Source organism: Streptomyces sp. NPDC086787 (genome assembly GCF_044745865.1).
Lineage (GTDB): Bacteria > Actinomycetota > Actinomycetes > Streptomycetales > Streptomycetaceae > Streptomyces.
In genome coordinates, this window is the sequence record NZ_JBIVBC010000057.1 from 1 (window position 1) to 1160 (window position 1160).

A 1160-nucleotide genomic window follows, 5' to 3' on the forward strand; every position below is an offset into this window, starting at 1 on the left:
CTAGTGTCCTGCGCCAGAGATCCGTCGGCAGAAGCGGGCGAGGGAGTCGAGGATCTCTTCGGCGGTCTTGGTCCAGATGAACGGCTTGGGTTCTTCGTTCCAGTCCTTGACCCATGCGCGGATGTCGGCTTCCAAGGCCTGGATGTTCTTGTGTGCGCCGCGGCGGATCATCTGGTGGGCCAGGTAGCCGAACCACCGCTCGACCTGGTTGATCCAGGAGGAGCCGGTGGGGGTGAAGTGCAGCTCGAATCGCGGGTGTTTGGCCAGCCAGGTCTTGATCGCGGGAGTTTTGTGGGTGCCGTAGTTGTCCACGATCAAGTGGACCTGCAGGTGCGCAGGCACCTCCTTGTCGATCCGAATCAGGAACTTCTTGAACTCCACGGCCCGGTGCCGACGGTGGAGGGCGGTGATGACCTCACCCGTGGCGACATCAAACGCGGCAAACAGAGTCGTCAGGCCGTTGCGCACGTAGTCGTGGGTGCGCCGCTCGGGCATGCCCGGCATTATCGGCAGCACCGGCTGGGAGCGGTCCAGGGCCTGGATCTGCGACTTCTCGTCCACCGAGAGCACCACCGCTCCCTCGGGCGGGTTGAAGTACAGGCCCACGACGTCGTAGACCTTCTCCACGAACAACGGGTCCGTCGACAGCTTGAAGGTGTCCGCCAGATGCGGCTTGAGCTGGAACTGTCGCCAGATCCGGCCCACGGTCGACTTCGACAGGCCACTGTGCTGGGCCATCGATGTCCGCGACCAGTGCGTGGCGTTCTTCGGCAACTGTTCCAACGTGGTGACCACCACCGCCTCCACCTGATCGACGCTGATGGTCGGCGGCCGGCCCGGTCGGGGCTCGTCTGCCAGCCCGTCCAGCCGCTCGGCAAGGAAGCGCCGTCGCCACTTTCGGACGGTGTCCGCGGTCACCCGCAGATCCCGGGCGACCGCGACGATCGGCGGCACCTCCGGCCCCGCACACGCCAACACAATCCGTGCCCGCAGGGCCAGTGCCTGGGCCGATGTCGCCCGACGCGTCCACCGCTCCAACACCGCCCGCTCGTCATCAGACAGCAGCAATGGTTCCAGCTTCGGGCCTCGACGAGGAACTGACGCATCAGCAGCAGAAGTCACACAACTACTAACGATCAACTACTGGCGCAGGACACTAG

Annotated in this window: 1 protein-coding gene; it reads right to left on the reverse strand. The window is 64.7% G+C overall.

Going from position 1 to position 1160, the window contains the following annotated elements:
- Positions 1-1122 (reverse strand): IS630 family transposase, encoded by a 1122-nt coding sequence (locus tag ACIPK3_RS34420; RefSeq protein ID WP_402576145.1) that lies wholly within the window; start codon positions 1120-1122, stop codon positions 1-3.
- Positions 1123-1160: the final 38 nt, after the last annotated feature.